Annotated in this window: 16 protein-coding genes and 1 pseudogene; 7 read left to right on the top strand and 10 right to left on the bottom strand. The window is 49.1% G+C overall.

The features are described from left to right. Nucleotides 1-16: 16 nt before the first annotated feature. Nucleotides 17-694: pseudogene (locus Q8K39_RS05555) on the bottom strand (phosphoribosylanthranilate isomerase); the annotation flags it as partial. Between the two features lie 172 nt (nucleotides 695-866). Between Q8K39_RS05555 and Q8K39_RS05550 the strand changes: the two are divergent. Further along, nucleotides 867-1598: a WecB/TagA/CpsF family glycosyltransferase gene (locus tag Q8K39_RS05550; RefSeq protein ID WP_305258636.1), complete on the top strand. Its 732-nt coding sequence runs from the start codon at nucleotides 867-869 to the stop codon at nucleotides 1596-1598. A 114-nt stretch (nucleotides 1599-1712) separates the two neighbouring features. Here Q8K39_RS05550 and aceA read toward each other — a convergent pair whose 3' ends face one another. Next, entirely contained in the window at nucleotides 1713-3011 is a 1299-nt protein-coding gene (gene aceA, locus Q8K39_RS05545) for an isocitrate lyase (protein WP_186951700.1), read from the bottom strand. 365 nt (nucleotides 3012-3376) lie between these two features. Beyond that, nucleotides 3377-5770, bottom strand: a complete 2394-nt coding sequence (locus Q8K39_RS05540; RefSeq protein ID WP_305258635.1) for a cellulase family glycosylhydrolase — start codon at nucleotides 5768-5770, stop codon at nucleotides 3377-3379. Nucleotides 5771-5838: 68 nt separating this feature from the next. On the opposite strand from Q8K39_RS05540, the gene Q8K39_RS05535 reads away from it, so the two are divergent. Further along, on the top strand, nucleotides 5839-7179 hold the full coding sequence (locus Q8K39_RS05535) for an O-antigen ligase (protein WP_305258634.1): 1341 nt from the start codon (nucleotides 5839-5841) through the stop codon (nucleotides 7177-7179). Between the two features lie 43 nt (nucleotides 7180-7222). Here the strand turns inward: Q8K39_RS05535 and Q8K39_RS05530 are convergent, their stop codons facing one another. The 4 genes from Q8K39_RS05530 to Q8K39_RS05515 are packed head-to-tail and all read right to left on the bottom strand — an operon-like array spanning nucleotide 7223 to nucleotide 11524. Further along, nucleotides 7223-8182, bottom strand: a complete 960-nt coding sequence (locus Q8K39_RS05530; RefSeq protein WP_305258633.1) for a glycosyltransferase family 2 protein — start codon at nucleotides 8180-8182, stop codon at nucleotides 7223-7225. Between the two features lie 6 nt (nucleotides 8183-8188). Next, entirely contained in the window at nucleotides 8189-9127 is a 939-nt protein-coding gene (locus Q8K39_RS05525; protein ID WP_305258632.1) for a polysaccharide biosynthesis tyrosine autokinase, read from the bottom strand. Beyond that, the gene (locus tag Q8K39_RS05520) at nucleotides 9114-10544 is read right to left on the bottom strand and encodes a Wzz/FepE/Etk N-terminal domain-containing protein (protein ID WP_305258631.1); all 1431 of its coding nucleotides are present in this window, start codon (nucleotides 10542-10544) and stop codon (nucleotides 9114-9116) included. Before Q8K39_RS05520 ends, Q8K39_RS05525 begins: the two co-directional genes overlap by 14 nt. Before the next feature lie 5 nt (nucleotides 10545-10549). Further along, nucleotides 10550-11524, bottom strand: coding sequence for an SLBB domain-containing protein (locus tag Q8K39_RS05515; protein WP_305258630.1), 975 nt, complete (start codon nucleotides 11522-11524; stop codon nucleotides 10550-10552). A gap of 206 nt (nucleotides 11525-11730) precedes the next feature. On the opposite strand from Q8K39_RS05515, the gene Q8K39_RS05510 reads away from it, so the two are divergent. Further along, a complete protein-coding gene (locus Q8K39_RS05510; protein ID WP_305258629.1) occupies nucleotides 11731-12657 on the top strand; it encodes a glycosyltransferase family 2 protein in 927 nt (308 codons plus the stop codon). Between the two features lie 43 nt (nucleotides 12658-12700). Then, the gene (locus tag Q8K39_RS05505) at nucleotides 12701-14122 is read left to right on the top strand and encodes an undecaprenyl-phosphate glucose phosphotransferase (protein ID WP_186951708.1); all 1422 of its coding nucleotides are present in this window, start codon (nucleotides 12701-12703) and stop codon (nucleotides 14120-14122) included. A gap of 7 nt (nucleotides 14123-14129) precedes the next feature. Here the strand turns inward: Q8K39_RS05505 and Q8K39_RS05500 are convergent, their stop codons facing one another. Next, complete coding sequence (locus Q8K39_RS05500) at nucleotides 14130-15194, bottom strand: GNAT family N-acetyltransferase (RefSeq protein WP_305258628.1); 1065 nt, start codon at nucleotides 15192-15194, stop codon at nucleotides 14130-14132. Beyond that, nucleotides 15195-16448 (bottom strand): YihY family inner membrane protein, encoded by a 1254-nt coding sequence (locus Q8K39_RS05495; protein ID WP_305258627.1) that lies wholly within the window; start codon nucleotides 16446-16448, stop codon nucleotides 15195-15197. Between the two features lie 74 nt (nucleotides 16449-16522). Here Q8K39_RS05495 and wrbA point away from each other — a divergent pair, with 74 nt between their 5' ends. Genes wrbA through Q8K39_RS05480 form a run of 3 tightly spaced genes read left to right on the top strand, consistent with a single transcriptional unit; the run spans nucleotide 16523 to nucleotide 18965 of the window. Beyond that, nucleotides 16523-17134 (top strand): NAD(P)H:quinone oxidoreductase, encoded by a 612-nt coding sequence (gene wrbA, locus Q8K39_RS05490; RefSeq protein WP_186951711.1) that lies wholly within the window; start codon nucleotides 16523-16525, stop codon nucleotides 17132-17134. Beyond that, a complete protein-coding gene (locus Q8K39_RS05485) occupies nucleotides 17131-17532 on the top strand; it encodes a DUF2069 domain-containing protein (RefSeq protein ID WP_305258626.1) in 402 nt (133 codons plus the stop codon). The genes wrbA and Q8K39_RS05485 overlap by 4 nt, the downstream gene beginning before the upstream one ends. A 23-nt stretch (nucleotides 17533-17555) precedes the next feature. Further along, a complete protein-coding gene (locus tag Q8K39_RS05480; protein WP_305258625.1) occupies nucleotides 17556-18965 on the top strand; it encodes an FAD-binding oxidoreductase in 1410 nt (469 codons plus the stop codon). A gap of 42 nt (nucleotides 18966-19007) precedes the next feature. Here Q8K39_RS05480 and Q8K39_RS05475 read toward each other — a convergent pair. After that, nucleotides 19008-19524 (bottom strand): methyl-accepting chemotaxis protein (locus tag Q8K39_RS05475; protein ID WP_305258624.1); only part of this gene is annotated, 517 nt, incomplete at its 5' end.

The raw sequence follows: 19524 nt of genomic DNA, 5'->3' as shown, positions 1-19524 counted from the left end.
ACCCCACGCAACATCACTATTCCTGATTGTCTGCCACACGCACCGCAGCAATAAACGCGCGCACGCTGACCTCATCCTTGATACCCTTTGCCGATTCCACACCACTGCTGATGTCGACCGCAAACGGGCGAACCTGACTAACTGCGCCAGTCGCGTTCTGTACGCTCAAGCCACCACTTAAAACGACCCGAGGCGCGAGCTCTTTTGGTATGAGAGACCAATCAAAAACCTTTCCACTACCGCCATACCCATCAACATGGGTATCTAGCAATAAACCACTGAATAAAGGACTAGCCTTACGATAAGACTGCTCACATTCTAGCAAATCTTCAGGCCTTGTGTCAGCTTTGACGCGATAAGCACGAATAAAAGGACGATTGACACTTGCCGCCAGGCTGGCGCATTGCTCAGGCATTTCATCGCCGTGAAATTGCAGCAACTGGACGGGAGCCTTACTGATGACCTCTTGCAAGCCTGCCTCGTCGATGTTAACAAACAAACCTACCGACATCACAAAAGGCGGAATTTCACGCAACAAGGCCCCGGCAATTTCAGGCGTAACATAGCGCGGACTGGGCGGATAAAACACAAAACCCAGGGCATCAGCACCAGACGTGACAACGAATCGCATATCTTCTGGTCGGGTTAAGCCGCAAATTTTTATTCTGGTTCTGTGTTGCTGCATATTTATCGCCGATTTTGAATTTGCTTTATTTTACCTGTTTAATCCGCCTCACCCTCTATTCCTTAAGCAATTACAAGTATGTCCTATGCGATAATCAATTACCATTTCAGTTATACACACCATGAATTCACCTGCGACAAAACCGCCCATCACCCGGCTATTTGGATTAGGCATCTGCAATATGCGTTTTGCAGAAGCCAATCAGCATTTGCTGGAAGTTGCCAGCAACCGTGATCATGCCAGCCGTGTGGTAGTGACGCCGAATGTGGATCATATGACCAAGCTGGAATATGAGCCTGAGTTCAAGACCCAGTATGCCACTTCAGATTATATTTTTGCCGATGGCATGCCCATCATCTGGGCTAGCAAGATGTGCGCTCTACCCTTGCCAGAACGTGTGACTGGTGCGGACCTGTTTGTGTCGCTATGCAGGGGTTGCATAGAAAAAGATTTGTCGATTTTTGTTTTAGGCGGCATGCCCGGGCAAGAAAGCCTGTTACTGGAATCGTTTGCCAGTACTTATCCTGGACTCAAGGTAGATATTTTTTGCCCGTCCATGCAGTTCAACGCCGATGGAACCGAAAGCGATCTCGCAATACAGCACATACAGGCTACAAAGCCAAACATCCTTTTCATTTGCCTGGGCATGCCCAAGCAAGAAAGACTGGCATTTCGCTATCGCGCGCAATTCACTACCGATAATGTTCCATTGATACTATGTGTAGGTGCAGCCATGGAATTTGCATTGGGCCAGAAAAAACGTGCGCCCTTATGGATGCAAAAGATAGGCATGGAATGGTTCTGGCGCCTTGCCAGCGAACCGCGCCGTTTGTGGCAACGCTACACGACACAAGCCTGGCGGTTTGTCGGGCTATTGCTGCGCGAGAGAAAAATACAAAAGCAAATGCACTAAAAGTCCCGTGGGCATTCAAAAAAGTCCGCGGTGAAAGTCAATGAAAAAAACCGCACAAATAACAATTTGTGCGGTTTTTTCTTGGGAGATTACTTTAAATACTTACGCTACTTCTCAGGCTACCTTCTTTGCATCGAAGAATTGCTCATCTTCAGTAGAACCATGCAAAGCTGTCGTGGAAGACTTGCCTTGTTGGATAGTTTGAGTAACTGCATCAAAGTAACCAGTACCAACTTCACGTTGATGCTTAACGGCTGTAAAGCCTTTTTCTGCTGCTGCGAATTCAGCTTCCTGCAATTCAACAAAGGCAGACATCTGGCGACGTGCGTAGCCATGTGCCAGGTTGAACATGCCGTAGTTCAATGCATGGAAACCTGCCAGTGTGATGAACTGGAATTTGTAGCCCATAGCGCCCAGTTCTTTCTGGAATTTGGCGATCGTTGCATCGTCCAGGTTTTTCTTCCAGTTGAAAGATGGAGAGCAGTTATAGGACAGCAATTTGCCTGGGAACTTGGCATGGATAGCATCAGCAAATGCTTTAGCAAATTCCAGGTCAGGCTTACCAGTTTCACACCAGATCAAGTCAGCATATTCTGCATAAGCCAGGCCACGGGAAATCGCTTGCTCCAGACCTGGTTTGGTTTTGTAGAAACCTTCAACTGTGCGCTCACCTGTGCAGAAAGGCTGGTCGTTGGGGTCGACATCAGATGTCAGCAAATCAGCCGCTTCAGCATCAGTACGGGCCAAAATCACAGTGGATGTACCCATGATGTCGGCAGCCAGACGTGCTGCATTCAGTTTTTCAATCGCTTCACGGGTAGGAACCAGAACCTTGCCACCCATGTGGCCGCATTTTTTCACAGAAGCAAGTTGATCTTCAAAGTGAACGCCTGATGCGCCCGCTTCGATCATGGCCTTCATCAATTCAAAAGCATTCAATACGCCACCGAAACCGGCTTCAGCATCAGCCACGATAGGGGCGAAAAAGTCGATGTCGTCCTTGCCTTCAGACCATTGAATCTGGTCAGCACGTGTCAATGTGTTGTTGATGCGTTTGACAACCAGTGGGACGGAATTGGCCGGATACAGGGATTGATCAGGATACATTTCACCGGCAACGTTGGCGTCGCCTGCAACTTGCCAGCCAGAAAGGTAGATGGCTTTCAAGCCAGCTTTAACCTGTTGCATGGCCTGGTTACCAGTCAATGCGCCCAGAGCGTTGATGAACGGCTCGTTATTGACCAGATCCCACAACTTGATCGCGCCGTTTTTGGCGATAGTGTGCTCAACCTTCATGGAACCACGCAGGCGAACGACTTCTTCTGCCGTGTAATTACGCTTGATACCGATCCAGCGTGGATTGGTATCCCAGTCTTTTTGCAATTCAGCTACTTGTTGTGCGCGAGTTGTCATGTTTCTCTCCTGTGGGCAAATCAAATGAAAAAGTGAATCCGTTGAGAGAAATAATAGAGTATTTTTTGCGCAGCAACAAGGTCTTATATAAGACATATGACAAATATTAATTCTTTTAAATTCAAATACTTAAAATCTATTTTTTGCGATGTGAAATTATATTTCTTAGAATGAGAAAAATAATTTGTGCAGTGAGACAGGTATCTTTCACAATATGAAAAATCGATTTCACATTATAAAATTTGGCGATTCAACTTTTTGCACAAAGAAAATTAAGTTTCACATCACCACAAGGAACTGCAAATTTCTTATGCAAATCACTGATTTCTGCACCATCGTCCAACGCTCTATTCAAGTTTGCCGACTTATTCCAGCACTATTTCATACCAAGGTGATGGAAAGTCAAAAACCAGCTCAAATCCATCTGATTTTTTCTTTACCGAACTAGCCGGCAAAGCCTTCATGCGCATGCCACTGCCATCCAAAGGAAAAACCGTGATTTTTTTGCTTTTGCTGGCATGGAATAATGCGACGGGCACACGCTCCATCCAAGCCGGAGCTACGCCATCCAGTGAGCCTGAGGGTTTACTTGCGTTTGCCACATCACGCTCCAGCGTCCACCATGCAGCCTGTCCATCGTAATTAATTAATTGCTTTGGTCTTTCGGCTTGCACACCTGACTGAGTTGTCGTCGTTGCAGCACTTAATACAAGTAGCAGATGACGACTCTCGTTTAACGGCAAGGCATCTCGACTGCTCAGCATCATGACGCCGAATTGCCGCCCCTTTTCTGCAAATGATGGCAAAAATTTCTCTACATCCAAAACGGCACCATTCGCTCCTCTGCGACCAGCAAACATGCGGGTGTAACTAGTTTCAGCCGCCAGCCATGGACCCGATTCGCTATAGCGCAATTGCCCGCCAGGTGCGGCCCAACTCATGTCTTCTTCACGCCAGGGCTTACCTGCATGATGTGCTTGCCAAGGTGATTTGGCCTGCATCCCATGCAACATGGCTACACGTGCATAAAAAGCATGTTTGTAATTGAGCCCATATTGCACTTGCAAATAGGCAGGCAAACCACCACCACTGACACCGTCGCGCAAAGCACCCAGCATGGTGCGCTCTTCAGGCGTAAGGCTAATATTCATCTGGGTCGGCAAGGGGCGCACCTGAAATTGCCTGAACATGCTCGCGGCCATGCCAGCGAGCACCAATTGACCGCTATGCCCACTCAAACCGAAACTATCAGGAACAGAAAGCCAGCGATCACCATCAATATAGTGATATAGAAACAGGCCATCCCAATCCTGTGCACTGGCAACCGCACTCATGACAGGCAAAATTTCTGCTGACTGGCGATTCGGAAAAGCCTGATTGAATTCACTGACAACGAAGGGCTTGCGCGCGTCACGCACAAAAGCCCGCTGCAACAAGGATTGCCACCCTTCGCGCAAGACCGAACTATCGCGGATGCGCCAGTCATTCCTATCCCATTCCTTATGCGGAAAATCATAGTGATCAACATAGAAATGCTCATCGACATAATCCATGTGTTGTTGCGCATCGGCAAGTGCAACACCACCGTAGTACATCTGCGTACCCGTCACTGGCACCAGATTACCGGCTTCCTGTCTGATGGTCTTACGGATGATATTTAAGTACTGCTGATCAAGATCAGATAAGAAACGCACGTAATCCAGCACCCTGCGCCCGTTACCCTGTTGATGCGGACGGTAGTGCTGCCGTAAGGAGGCTGGAGTCTCCCACCCCAGTTTATTAATAGCCCGCCGCGAAAAACGCTGCATACCGGCGACCCAGCCCTCACCATATTCAAGTATGACGGATTCTGATGACTTGACATTGACAACACCCTTGCGCGTCAACGAACAACTATCCCAAAGCTTGCAGGCATTATCAGCGTGACCATGTTGGCGCAACATCCATTTTTGCCATAGCTGTTGCAAGGCTCTTTCATATTCGCCAGTCAAATCATCGAGCTGCCCGCGCTGCCATGCACCCAACAATGAAGATTCATTATTGATTTCCACCATAGCCAGTGCCGGCTCATCCCTGAGATCAAGCCTGCGCATTAGTTGCTGCACATATTCTGCTTGCAGGCTGATCATGCGCGGCTCAAATAAATGCAGTGGATGGCTGGCGAAAGGCATCCTCTCACCCGGCATCATAGGCGTGACCTGATCTACAGCGGGGCGAAATTGATAACCCACATGCAAATTCAGATTGATGTACACGCCCTCAGCCTTGAGTGCATCAATAAATACGCGTAAACGGCGCATAGCTGTTTCGTTGAAGCTAGGATACGCTGCTGTCGTTAAAATACCACGGGGCTGATCCTGGCTATCGCTGAGGATACTATCCAGATGATGCAGGCGCACCGCATTGAATCCCAGCTTGCGCAAACGACGGGCAATTTTTTGCGCATCCTTCTCTTCAGGGAAATTGGCCGCGCTGGCAAAACTGATGCCAAAGAAGCGTACGCGGGCATCGTCCTTTGTACCAGGTCGGCCATCCGCCCCTACCTTGAAGAAATGCCCCTCTTTGACGAATATCCTGTCACGAGCATCCAAAGCATGGTTCAAACCGGCAAAACTCACAACTGGCGACAAGGCATCTTCATTGACTTCAAAACGATACCAGGCAATATCACCAGCAGCCGCGAAAGACGGACAGAGACTAACGAGACCCAGCAACGTCAAGCGGAAAACCAAAATGACCTGCAATTGAAAATACTTCATAGTTTGAGTCGCAACAGACAAGGTAGCCATTAGAATATCGCACAAACACATGACATTAGTATTGAGAAATGCAAAATTTGCCCGTACTGCCCGGCAATACCAGCCTGAGCCTGCTAGAAACCAGAATCGTCAGGCTGATGATCATTCTGTTCGTGGTTTTTTCTTTGATGCCCTATGGTATTTCCTGGGACTATAGCGGCTCATCCGCGCTGACAATGGAAGGGTCAATGACCACCAAATTGCAGTGGGGCAGCCTGTTCTTGCTGGCCACCTTCGTACTCTACCGCCATCTGGCGGAGGCTTTGCTAGATTTACGAGCCATGAACCCCTTTCTCATGCTGGTATTGATCTGGTGCCTGGCCTCATGCATCTGGTCGCCCTTGCCAGCTACGACCATCAAACGCGCCATCCAACTGTATGGCCTGATCATGATAGGCTTGAGCATACAACTCGCCGCGCGGCCGCTACAAATGATGGTCAGTCATATTTTGTACACCTTGATGTGCATGTTGGTGCTATCTTTTTTCATTGCGATTGCTATTCCCAGCATAGGTGTAGATTATGAGCTTGGTGGTGCATGGCGCGGTGCCTTGTCTCAAAAGAATGAATTGGGCCAGATCGCAGCACTCAGCATACTTTTATGGCAGGTCAAGGCGTGCACCGAAAACGTGGGTATCAAACCCTTGATGTTGGGCTTGCTTTTTTCCTTTTTTATGCTGGTCATGAGTAAAAGTTCGACCAGTATGATTATTTCATTGATGGCAACAGGCGTATTTCATCTATTGCGCAAACGTTATTTGTCGTCGTCCTATGCACTGACAAGGACCGCGCTGGCTTTGTTTTGCGTGCTTGTCGTCATTATTTACATATTCTTCATGCAGGAGTCTCGCCTACCAACCTGGCAGGAAGCCGCATCCCCCATCGCCGGCTTGTTTGGCAAGGGGACGGATTTGACTGGCAGGACGGATATCTGGGAGCTGGTCTGGCTGGAAATCAACAAGCACTATCTTATTGGGCTGGGCTATGGCGCATTCTGGCTTGGGCCAGACAGCTTATCGCAATTTGTCATTGATGCCCTGCACTGGATACCATTGCAGTCACACAATGGCTATCTGGACGTACTCAATGAACAAGGCTTGATAGGTTTATTACTACTGATACTCACACTGGCAACACAGGTGAGACTACTGGTTGTTCTCTCCCGTCTTGACCGCCAGCAAGCAGCATTCTGGACCACTATCCTGATCATCGTCGTCACCACGAACTTCACTGAAAGCAGTTTATTCCGTGGTTTCGTTTTTCAAAATGTCTTCTTCATGTTCAGTATGGTCGCGGTTACCTCCACCACCAGGAGACTAAAACTACAAGCGCAGGCTGGTATTAAAACGCAGCAAAAAACACTGCACTGAAACCTTACTTACACAAATGAGGAAAAGCTTGCATTGAAAAATGCTATGATTTTTTTTGTTTTTCAAGGTTGCCATAAGCATGCGCGACGCCACCCCAGAAATAGCTGAGCTTGCCCAACTGTGATGCGGCCACTCTGAGCCAGGTAAAGCTACGCAAGGACTTGAATGGCAATAGCAGCAATGCGAACAGCAGTGCGAGAAAAAATTGCAGAAAGGCACGCGCACTGAGCATCAGCGCGGCAGCGGTTTTACTTGTACCTATTTGCATCGCCAGTTCAGTGCGAATAAATAATTGTCCGGTACGATAAGACCTTTGCAACAACCATTTTGCCGTGGCTCGTTCAGCGGGAATAAATTCATGCGCTGGCGCTTCGTCACACCAGACCATGACAGCTCCCAATTTATCCAGGCGGCGAAATAGCATGGTATCTTCACCACCCGTTGTGCCATAAGCAGGATCAAAAGGGCCTATGCCATCTTTTTGCGATGCGGCGATAGCTTGCAGTGTTGAGCGACGAATCAGGACATTGCCGCTGCGGGCATCCCTGTGGTCAATTTTTGTTCCGGTGGGCATGCGGCGACGGTCAAAATAACCACCTTCTCGTATCCACAATGGCGTGGCTTCAGAATACTCAGGCAAGACTGGCGCAAACACGACATCGGCTTGCTCAGTTTTTTGGACATTCAGAAGTTGCTCCAACCAGTCAGACACCGGAACTTCATCATCATCGATCATGACTATCCAGTTACCGCTGGCAGCAGCTATCGCAGCATTCCTTGCAAGTGAAATATTTGAATTTGCCAGCGCCAATACCTTTAGAGCACCATCGAAGCTATCCACCATTTCATTCAGCACAGCAGAAGCCGACTTCAGACTATCGTTGTCCACCACCACAACTTCCATCGCTACATCACGCAAAGTCTGCGTCAAAATGGCTTGCAACAAGCGTCGCAATAAATCAGGTCTCTTATAAGTGCAAATACAGATGCTGAGTTCAGTCATACGAACTCAGTTTTTTCGACGGAACAATCTGGATAACAAGCGCAATGCCCAGGTAAAGGGGGCAAAGTGTGCTGCATCTGCAGACTCATATTGATTGAAAATCGTCCCCAACACTTCGACACCGGCAGCCTGCATATCTGCTTTTGCCTGACGCAATTCATCGACATAGGTGTGGTCTTGTCTGGCTACCAGCAAGACACTACCGGTCTGATGGGCAACCATTTGCGCATCGGATGCGAGAGTCGCCGTATGCGTATCCACGACAAACGCATCAAACTGCTCGGAACATGATTCCAGCAATTCACGCATGCGAGGGGCGCGTAAAATCTCCAGCGGATTTGGCGGCTGTGGTCCGGCAGGCAAGAAATACAGATTCGGCATCAACTGTATCAGGGCATCAGTTGCCTTGATGCGCCCTGCCAGCACCGACGAGAGACCATCCGGCTTGCCGAGAGAAAAATACTCATGCAGATTGCCACTGCGCAAATCAGCATCGACCAGCAAAGTGCGCTTACCTACTTGTGACAAGGCGATCGCCAGACTGGCCGCCATATAAGACTTGCCATCGCGACGCGCAGGGCTGACCAGGGTGACCTTGATCTTTTCTTGACCACTGAACTTCAAAAGCAGTTCACTGCGAAGGCGACGAATTTCTTCAGCCTCTTTACTGAAGGGAAAATAAAAAAACTTCAGGGACTTGTCGGCGCTGCCGTTCATCAAGTCCTTGGTTGAGTAACCGAATTGCTCGCCCAGTGCCTGGTCAAGCTGCGTCTGGCTCAGATAACCAAGTGCCAGGGCTGCATCACCAAACCTGAGTTTTTTTTCTTTTTGCAGTTGTGCAACTTGATCGATTTGCTCTGGTGTGAGCAAACCTTTTTGCAGGAACAACTCTCCGAGTCGCCCAATTCTTGAAACGGCTTGATTCAGGGGCTCAGTTGCTTGCATGCAAACCACCTTGTCCATTGCCTATCAGTTTTTCATCAAATCCAATTTTTGCCATCACGGGTTCATCAAATTCACGTTCCAGATCTTCCAGACAACGCACTCGCCGGTTCATCAACTCCAGCAAGAAAGCCAGACCAAATCCAAAAACCAATCCTGCCAGCAAGCCAAACACCAGATTATTGCGAAGCAAAGGTTTAGCATGCTTCTCAGGTAATTCAGCCCATTGCATGACTGAAGCGTTCGAGATTGCCACATTACTGGTCATCAGCAATTCATCAAATTTTTGAATCGCGGCATTGTAGATCTTTTGCACGCTGTCAAGCTGGCGCTGATAAGAACTGATCACGTCCCTGTGAATTTTATTTTCAAAGGTCTTTTTTTGATAACTGGCTATTTCTGACTCTATGACTTTTTCCTGCTGAATCAAACGCGCCTCTGCCGCCCCCAGCATGTCAAATGCGGTGGCAGACTCCCTCTTTAACTTATCCATCAAGGCCTGGCGCTCATCATTGATTGCCATGTATTTGGGATGACGGGCACCCAAAGTGATTTTGGCATTCGCCAATTGCGTATCCAGTGAGATCAGTGCAGCTTTCAAGCCCGAGATATGGCCTATGCCAGCAATTTCAGGGATATCTGACTCGGGGCTTCCTTCCCTGACCAATTTCTCCAGCGACTGCCGTTTGGCTTGCGCCTCAACCCTTTGCAATTGTATGTCGATCAGACGCACACTCAACGCATTCATCTGCTTGGACTCAAGGTCCGCTCTTTCATCGACATCGACGATCTTGTGCTCTTGTTGATAGGCGGTCAGTTTTTTCTGCAATTCATCTATCTGCCTGCTCATGGATTCGAGTTGCGCATTGTATTGATCACGGCGCGCCCTGGCAGGCGCATTCATCATCTCCAGTGACAAGTCTATATAAGCTTTGACTATGGCATTCGCCATATCCTTGGCATGCTTGGGGTCACCTGATGAATATTGAATTTCTATGACACGGCTATTCTTGTGTGGGGCTACATCCGTATTCCTGACGATAGCTTCTGCCAGGGCCCGCAAACCACGTTGTTCGCCATATCTTTGCACAAAGCGCTTGGCCTCAGGAGCTGTCTGCAAGCCCAGCGCCTGTATAACACGCTCAGCCACTTGTACACTCTTGATAACATCAAATTGCGTTTGCAGATAACTTTCGTCCTGCATGGGGTGAAACTGCCTGCCACCAATAGGGTCATTGACGCGGTAGTCAATAAAAATATCAGCAACCGCAACATAAGTTTTGGGCAAAATCAAACTGGTCACCGCCGCCCCAACAACAGCAACAATCATCACCACGGCAATCAAGACCTGACGTGCGCGCAACATTGCGCCAATTTGCGCAAAGGATAATACCAATTCACTCGTAGAGGTTTTTATCATACGCGTCAGAATATTCTTTCCTTGACAAACACCACATCACCCGGCATGACTCTGTCGGCAATACCTGCGGAGATTTCGCGCAATTCACCACCATCTGTTTTGCGGTGGATGATGATGCGTCTTGCTGATCCCCTATCCGTAATACCACCGCCTATGGATAGCGCCCGCATGACATTCAAATCTTCCTCCATGGGGTAGATGCCCGGACGGCGCACTTCTCCATAGACATAAAAATTCTTCTGCTGTGGCACGAACAAGACATCATTCGGCTGTATTTTTTGCGCCAGTTCTGGTGGCAATTTACTGGCATCAAGCTCTAGCTTGATGGATGCGTATTCCTGCAACTCAGAAGCGGGCTTGCCGGCTTCGCGACGCAAGATACGCAAGCTTTTCTCGGCCTTTTGCGAAACACCACCAGCCAGACTCAGGGCTTCCAGAATACTGATTTGCCCCAACAGAGGATAACGACCTGGCCGCAATACCTCCCCCAGTACAGAGAAAGTCCTGCTAAGCTGCTGTATGACCTTGATGGAAACCCTTGGGGTTTTAATGTACTGCCCTTGTTCCAGTTTTTTTGCAAAGATAGACGCAATTTCTGTCGCAGTTTTACCCTTGACTTCTACAGTACCAACCAGAGGCAAGGTAATGACACCACTTTCACCTATGGTGACGTCAGCAGTAAGGTCGGGTTGGCCAAAGACAGTAACCAGCAATTGATCGCCTTCACCAATCACATCGGAAGCCGCTTCGCTAACAGTATCATCAGTTATCTTTGCTGGAATTGATGTTTTTTCTGATGGTTGCGTTACTGGTGTCTGAGGCAACTGTAAAAGTTGGCTCTCCAGTTTCATGCCATTGACAGGGATAGTCGTGACTTCTTGTGCGTGCAACTGACCGGCCAAAGCGAACACCGCCACTGCACAGAGCAGTTTGCAGGTGGCAATTTCAAGATGAGCAGAAAATTTGGACCAAATTGTCATCTGACTTCAGACATTTCATGGAAAGAACTTCATTTTATATTGCAATAGTAAGAATAGATGCAAATTTTTGTCAGGACAACAAAACCGGCAACAGTGCCATACCAGCAACAATACTATTGCCATTTAATAACAAAAATTAACCTTTATTGAATTGTGGGCAACTCAAAGCTCAGTTAACATTCAACTACAAGTAAGAAAGATAAAATATGTCCAGCCTGAGCACACAGCCCGCACAGCCATCAGCAGCTCCCGCAACAGTGGTGCCTTTGGTTATCATTGCGCCGGTGCGTGACGAAGCCGACTTAATCAAACTAACCCTTGATTCCATGGTTGCACAAACCGTCAAGCCGGTCGAATGGATCATTGTTGATGATGGCTCGCAGGATGGGACGGCGGATATTGTGCGCGAATATGCAGACAAATATCCCTTTATCAGACTGGTGCAACGCCCGGACCGTGGTTTTCGCAAAGTCGGTGGCGGTGTAGTGGCAGCATTTAAATTTGGTATCACGCAAATTGCGCATCAGGATTATGAATATATCGCCAAACTGGATGGCGATATGTCTTTTGGCCCCAGATACCTGGAGTGCATGTTCGAACAATTTGCCCTTGAACCCAAGCTGGCAGCCGTGTCTGGCAAGGTCTTTCGTGAGGAAGAAGGTCAAAAGATAGAAGAAATCATCATCGATGAACATGTCGCCGGTCAGTTCAAACTGTATCGCAGGACAGCATTTGAAGAAATCGGTGGTTTTGTCGAAGAAGTCTTGTGGGATGGTATTGATGTTCATACAGCCCGCATGAAGGGCTGGACGACCAGGAGTTTTTTACATCCTGACGCCATACTCATGCATCATCGCTTGATGGGCTCGTCCGACAAAAATGTGTATCGCGGACGCCTGCGCTGGGGACGCGGCATCTGGTTCATGGGCTACCACCCATTGTATGCGCTGGCATCAGGTGTTTTTCGTATGCGAGAAAAGCCTTTTGTCATAGGTGGCTTGCTCATCATTGCAGGTTACCTGGGTGCAGCGATTAAACGCGCCCCAAGATATGACAATATGGAATTTCGCCAACACTTGCATCGCTGGCAGTTAGGACAGATCAAGAAACTCTTTTCCGGGCAAAAAAACTGAATTCAGCAATAGCACAAAAATATAAGCGAAAAGCCCCACGACCATGTTCAATGCCTCATCACGCGTCTCCAACACTTCACAATCAGCACAGCTTCTGGCTGCGCTGACGGGCATTGCATTTGGCGCAACGACTTACATGACGCTTCTGGGAATCATTCTGTATTCCGACTATGCTGACCCGGAGATATTTGGTGTGCGCATGCTGATCGCCTGCCTGACCAGCATGATCCTTTTCTCCAGCCAACAACTACTTGGGACGCTGCAAGAAAAGCATATTTTTGCAGCTTTCCCCAGCATTACGGCACGCTGGTTTGTGGTTTTCATGGTGGTATTACTGAGCGCTTATGTCGACAAGTCGACCGAACGTCTGTCACGTGCCGTCATGCTGGTCTGGCTATTCAGCACGCCTTTTACACTCATGCTGACCGCACTGATCATGCGCAAGCTGGCGTTGCTGTATTACTCCAATCCGACTAGAAGACGCAAGGCCGTACTGATCTGGTCGAATTCTGCCTGTGCCGACCTGGTAGAGTCACTCCGCAATACGCCACTGGCTGCGATTGATTTTGTGGGTTTTTTTGACAACAGGAATGAATCACGCCCACCCAGCAATCTGGAGAGACTGGGAGACTTGAGTGACGCGGCGGACTGGATCGTTGATGCCGATACCGGGCGCGTCAATGTAGACGTGGTCTTCATCGGCTTAAACACCAAAGAGCCGCCCGAACTGGCAGAAATCATCGCCATTTTGGAGGACAGCACGGCATCCACTTACTTTGTCCCTGAATCGCTGATTTTTGGCATGCCTGGCATACAACTGCGTGAATTGGCTGGCCGACCAGTACTGGCATCGACAGAAACCCCATTCATAGGCCTGGCAGCTTTACCCAAACGCCTACTGGATTTGTTCGGCTCGTTCTTCGGCTTGATTTTTTTATCGCCAATTTTGTTGCTGATAGCAATTGGCGTCAAACTGAGTTCACCAGGTGCTGTGCTTTTTAAACAAGTCAGGTATGGGATAGCTGGCCGCCCCATCAATGTCTACAAATTTCGCAGCATGCGTCAAAGTAACCCGAATGAGCGTGTGATACAAGCCACCGTTGGCGATCCGCGCGTCACCAAGTTTGGCCGTTTCCTGCGTCGTTCTTCCCTTGATGAATTGCCGCAGTTATTCAATGTACTCAAGGGTGAAATGAGCCTGGTTGGCCCTCGTCCTCATGCGGTTGAACATAATGAGCTATACCGCAAACTGGTGAGTGGCTATATGTTCCGTCACAAGATCAAACCTGGCATCACTGGTTGGGCACAAGTCAATGGTTTGCGCGGTGAAACCGAGACTTTGGAAAAAATGGAAGAGCGCGTTGAATATGATCTTTACTATATCCAGCACTGGTCTGTCTGGCTGGACATCGTCATTATCTGGCGCACAGTCAAGGTTGTGCTGGGCGATAAAAACGCCTATTGAGCAAAACTTATTTTATCCCTTGGTGCGACTTGCGCAATTTAAGCAAGTATTGCCCCAGGTTGGATGCTTTCAATTTTTGTTTACCATGATAGAGGCCCGCAGGCACTCTGCGCAAGACAGCAGGAGAACTGACAGCCCCTTCACATAGCTGATGTGCACCTGTGGCAAATCGCAATTTATAAGCCTGGTCTCCCCTGCCCAAATCTATCGTACTTATACCCGCTTGCGCTGCGTACCTGGCGCATTGCGCCAGCAATACCAAGCCTGGTGAATACTCTGCATAGTCAGTGTGATACCAGGGAAACCAGTAATGGAATACCTTACTGGAACGCATACCGAAATGCGCCGCAATCAGGGTGTCACCAGCATGCAGTGTCGATAACATACCTGCAAAATCAGGCGTATCGACCATCCTGATTTCATCCATTACTTGCCTGACCCAGTCCAGCTTGAAGATATCGTGTTCAGCCCCAACTGTGCGCTGAAATTGATCGCTCTTCCCAGCTATCAAAGCTGCAAAATCTGCGTCACTGCTACTTAGCAACTCAAAACGCAGCTCACCATATTTCTTACTGAGTTTGCGCTCATTGCTTGCCACCTTCTTCAATAACGAGGCATCACGCTTGTCCGTCAGGCGCTGAGCATATGCATCAAAACCACCCGTCAAATCCAGAATATGCGATTGACTATGCTCCCAGGCATATTGACCGAATTTACCCAACTCCTTGGGCATATGATTAAAGGAAAAATAGCGACAATGCATGGCGCTCAAGGCCTCACTGATTTGCAAATCCAGAGACGCTTCACATATCGGCCCCTGATAATCAGCCAGGAAATCGCCTATGGAAACAGCACGAAAACGACTCAACGCATGAAAGGGCCAGATACCAACGACAACGCCAGCATCTTCGCATTCCAGGATACGGGCATCTTCCCGGGCATTGGCGATGATGGAAGTGAATGCAGGCACATAATAAGGACTATCGTAGATCAGGTTTTGACTGCGCAACTCTGCCCAGCGCGCAGCCAAAGACGCATCAAGTTCTTTTGCCCTGATCAAACGGAATTTCATTTAAGCCTGCTCCGACGGATAAAAATAAGTCTGCAGGCTTTGTTGCAAACCATTTTCTATACTTTGGACAACCAGGCTGGATAATTGACTCTGGCGGGTAGCATCAAAGACGAACAGACGATAAATATCCGACAAGCGCAAACTTGCAGGATTGACCAGCATGATCCACAATTCTGCTCCAGCTTCATTTTTGCGCAACCAAAAGCGGCTGCGCGAAGCCGTAGTATTGACATTCACCCTTGCCGCCCAACCGGTTTCTGACATACGTTCCAGCAAGCCTTCAATTTCATCTATACCCAGTCTGGTCTCGGTACGGATGGTATTGACACTGACCGCTGCGGTAGTGTCAGCCAGGCGCGCGTCAACCAGCACCTGCAGGATACTGACCGCATCTTCGAAGGCACTGCCCGGTGTAGGCACATGCCACCAGCGCTCAAATTTGACAATAGGCAAAGCAGCAGCGATCACTGCACCAATGAGGATGATCAGCCAGGAAACATAAATCCAGACCAGAAATAGCGGTACGGCTGCCAAAGCACCATACACAATGGTATAGGTAGGAAACTGTATGACGAAGCTGGCAAATATACGCTTGGCAATTTCAAATGCCACCGCGGCGAACAAGCCACCCCAGGCAGCATCGCGCCACTCAACTGAGCGATTTGGCACGACCAGATACAGCAAGGTAAATGCGCCAGTTGTAAACGCAATCGAAGTCAGGGTATAAAATACCGCCCCCAGAAACGGCACAGCCCCCACCACACCGCTGGTGGCCGTGAACAAGTAAGAAGTACTGGAAATGGAAACGCCCACCAGCAAGGGGCCCAAAGTGACGATAGCCCAATACACCAGCAGCCTCTGCAAGGCAGGGCGTGAGCGTTTGACCTGCCAGATCTGGTTGAATGACTTGTCTATCATTGCCATGGTAGCAATGGCAGTCACCATCAGGGCTACCCCACTAATCGCAGAAACACGGGTGGCTTTGGTAGCAAATTGCGTCAGATAACCCAAAATGGTATTGGAAATCCCCTTGGGCATCAAACTTTGAATAAAATACGCTTCCAGCGAAGTGCGGAAGGTATTGAACAGCGGGAAAGCCGTAAAAATGGCAAATGCCACGGTCAGAATCGGTACCAGAGCCAGTACAGTGGTAAAAGTCAGGCTACCTGCAACCTGTGGTAAACGACCTTCCTGCAAGCGTTGCAGGGCAAATTTGAAGAGATTGAATATTTGTTTCCACGACAGACCACGCATAGTTTTTGCAGCTAGAGATATAAATGCCTCGATTTTAACGAGAGACCAAGAAAAAAGACTTCTATAATACAAGCATGACTACACAAGAACTCACGATTTTAGTTTTATTTTACTCACGGCATGGCAATACCAGAAAAATGGCAGAATTTATTGCTCAAGGTATAGAAAGCGTACCCGGTTGCAATGCCCGCTTGCGCACTGTGCCAGCCGTTTCCACAGTGACAGAGTCAACAGCCTCTGACGTCCCGTCAGAAGGTGCGCCCTATGTGGAATTGTCTGACCTCAAAGAATGTGCAGGACTGGCCATGGGTTCCCCCACCCGTTTTGGCAATATGGCTGCAGCCCTGAAGTATTTTCTGGATGGCACAGCAGCCGACTGGCTATCTGGCACCCTTACTGGCAAACCAGCCTGTGTATTTACTTCCACTGGCAGTATGCACGGCGGCCAGGAATCGACTTTACTCAGTATGATGCTACCACTCATGCACCATGGCATGCTGATGCTGGGCCTGCCCTACAGCCACCCCGAACTGATGACAACAACAACCGGTGGCAGCCCTTATGGCGCTACCCATTGGGCAGGCCAGGATGGTGCGCAAGCTATTTCGGACGATAGTCGCAAACTGGCAGTCGCACTAGGTAAACGTCTGGCTGAAGTCAGCAAAAAATTACAGGCTTCAGCATGAGCACGGCAACAACAGAAAAAAAATATTACCTGCTCGCTTCCGCCAGCCTGATCGCTTTATTACTGCTATGTATATGCTGGGAATGGTTTTTGGCACCACTGCGCCAGGGCGGGTCATGGATGATACTCAAGGCCCTGCCTTTATTGATCCCTTTGCGCGGCGTACTAAAACGCGACAACTACACCATGCAATGGTCGTCCATGCTTATCTGGCTGTATTTCACCGAAGGCGTAGTCAGGGCATACAGTGACCGCCTACCCTTGTCCATGGCGCTGGCCTGGGCAGAAGTTGCTCTGTCCTTGCTATTTTTTATCGCCATCGTTCTGTACTTACGCCCTTTGAAAAAATCAGCTAAAGCGCTGGCGAAAGCGAAAGCAGCAGAGGCAACAGAACGGTGAGACAGGCAGACGAGGGCGACATCATGCAAACAGAATTTCTTGCTAGTTGTATCAGCATTTTGGGAAATGATTTTGTCATCACTAAGGAAGCAAACCAATACCCCTATTTGATAGATTGGCGCCAGCGCTATCGGGGTAAGGCACTTGCTGTACTTTTACCACAAACCACCGCTGAGGTATCCAGTCTGGTGCAGTTATGCGCCTTGCATCAGGTCGCCTGCGTGCCCCAGGGTGGCAATACTGGCCTGGTATTGGGAAGCGTACCAGATCAGTCTGGGCAGGCTGTGGTCATTTCACTGAAGCGCATGAATCGTGTGTTGGCTATTGATGTAGCCAACAACACCATCACCGTGCAAGCAGGTTGCCTGCTGGCGCAAGTACAGGCTGCAGCAATTGAACAGCACAGATTGTTTCCACTATCTCTGGCATCAGAAGGCAGCTGCACCATAGGTGGCAACCTCTCAACCAATGCTGGCGGCACTGCTGTACTGCGCTATGGCAATACCAGGGCGTTATGCCTGGGCCTGGAAGTCGTCACTGCCCAGGGTGAAATCTGGGATGGCTTGCGTGGTTTGCGCAAGGATAATACTGGCTATGATTTGCGCGATCTGTTTATTGGTGCAGAAGGCACACTGGGCATCATCACGGCAGCCGTGCTGAAACTATTCCCGCAGCCACGCGCGCAAATTACTGCATTCGCGGCACTGGAAAATCCAGATGCCGCGCTTGGCTTACTCAAGCATAGTCAATATGCACTGGGTCCTACCCTGACAGCGTTTGAACTGATATCTGATTTCAGCCTGCAACTGGTGCTTAAACATTTCCCGCAACTCCAGCATCCGTTCGGTCGCAGCTATCCCTACTATGCTTTACTGGAAATGTCTGATCATGAATCAGAAAGCCATGCGATTGCACTTATAGAGCAAGTTCTGGAACAGGCCATGAATGATGGTCATGCCACTGATGCCGTCTGCGCGACATCCATCAGCCAGTCCAGGTCTTTATGGAAGCTACGTGAGCACATTTCCGAGGCACAGGCCAAAGAAGGTAAGAACATCAAGCATGATATCGCCATCCCGGTTTCGCAAATCCCCCGCTTCATCCAAGTGACAGATACAGAATTAAAGAGAGCATTTCCAGGCTGCCAGATTGTCTGCTTCGGTCACATGGGGGATGGCAATTTGCACTACAACGTCTCGGCACCTGTTGGCTGCAGCGATACTGACTTCATCCTGCAACAAGCTTCCATCAATCGCATAGTCCACGACCACGCGCATCAACTTAAAGGATCGATTTCTGCAGAGCATGGGCTGGGCATGTTGAAGCGCGATGAGATCAAACTGTATAAATCTGATCTGGAATTATCCATGATGCGCGCTATCAAGGTAGCGCTGGACCCTCAGAATTTGATGAATCCCGGCAAGGTTTTGTAGATTGTCTCAACGCCCATCAAGACATTGAGACAAGGTCTGACCTTAATTCCCCAATTGTCTGGGCGTATAGCGACGTGCTTGCGAGCCAGCCCCTTCGGCAGCTTGCAGATGGTTTGGCAGTTGAAAGACACTCACTGCACGCGCCAGTTCGACAGCCTGCTCTTCCATGCTTTCTGCCGCAGCCGCTGCCTGTTCAACCAGGGCTGCATTCTGTTGCGTCATTTCATCCATTTGCGTAATCGCCAGATTCACTTGTTCTATACCTGAACTTTGTTCCTGGCTGGCTGCTGTGATCTCGCTCATGATGTCGGCCACATGCTGGACACTGGTGACAATTTCATCCATGGTCTTGCCAGCCTCATCTACCAGCTTACTACCCTGATCGACTTTGTCTACTGAATCACTGATGAGCGATTTAATTTCTTTCGCAGCACTGGCACTACGCTGCGCCAGGTTGCGCACTTCTGCCGCCACCACGGCAAAGCCGCGGCCCTGCTCACCTGCCCTGGCGGCCTCCACTGCCGCATTCAAGGCCAGGATATTGGTCTGGAAGGCGATA

The sequence above is a fragment of the Undibacterium sp. genome (genome assembly GCF_030683615.1).
GTDB lineage: Bacteria > Pseudomonadota > Gammaproteobacteria > Burkholderiales > Burkholderiaceae_D > Undibacterium > Undibacterium umbellatum.
This window is presented reverse-complemented; position numbering and strand designations above follow the sequence as displayed.